1 protein-coding gene is annotated in these 856 nt (G+C 45.8%); it reads right to left on the bottom strand.

All coding sequences use genetic code 11. The features are described from left to right. The coding region (locus M6D81_RS31565; protein ID WP_317259189.1) for a transposase at nucleotides 1-821 on the bottom strand (821 nt) is incomplete at its 3' end. Between the last annotated feature and the right edge of the window lie 35 nt (nucleotides 822-856).

Here is an 856-nt window from a genome sequence, read left to right as displayed (position 1 = left end):
CACTCAAGCTTCTCCATCTTCAAGACGGGTTTGTCAAATGCCAAAGAAAACTGTACGATTTGCTTTGCCAATTTTCGGTTGTAGTCGCTCATCCATCTTCTTTCCTTTTGACCTATGCGCTTTAGGGCTCGCAGAGCCTTCTTCTTGCCTAAGGACTGACGCAGGGAACGGAAATGTCGACGCATATAGCCCACTTGTTTTCCGGAAAAGAATTGGCGTTTGCCTGACTGAGGTTCACTGATCACAGCGATTGCTTTTAGTCCAAGATCGATTCCGATTTCCGTTTGAGGGACATATGTACTTGCCTTCCACTCGCAAGATATCTCTACAGGGATGGCTGCATACCATGCTGAGCCTTTTCGGAGAAGCTGCATAGTGCCTCGGAAGGAACGATTCACATCTCTACGATCTTGTTTCTCAAAGGATGGAAAGTAGGTACGAACGATATCATTTTCAACGACTGGCACATAGACTTTGCCAGCATTGCTTGTGAAGCCAATATACCATCGATCGTTCTTTTGGCGTGTATCCCAGTTTTGATTGTTAATGGAGAGGGGGAGAGAAGATTTGAAGACAGGAATGCGACTGCTTCTCCCTTGCTTAAAGTCAGAAATGGCCTTGTTCGCATGACGTATGGCCTCATTTTTAATGGCTGCCTTTAGGGGGAACGGAACATTGGCCGAAGAAAGCTTCTCTCCATCTCGAATACGTTCCACACACCAGTTTACACACAATGCGTATTGCTGTTGATCCGTTTGCCACCCGGCTCTCTTCTTTTTGCTTGGGTTTTTTAATCGAACGAGAATGCTAATCACCGACAATTTCGCTCACTTCCCTCAGTTGAAACCTAACATTG

The sequence above is a fragment of the Paenibacillus sp. J5C2022 genome (genome assembly GCF_025567625.1).
GTDB lineage: Bacteria > Bacillota > Bacilli > Paenibacillales > Paenibacillaceae > Pristimantibacillus.
Note: the sequence above shows the minus strand (reverse complement) of the source record. Positions and strands in the feature narration are given on the sequence as shown.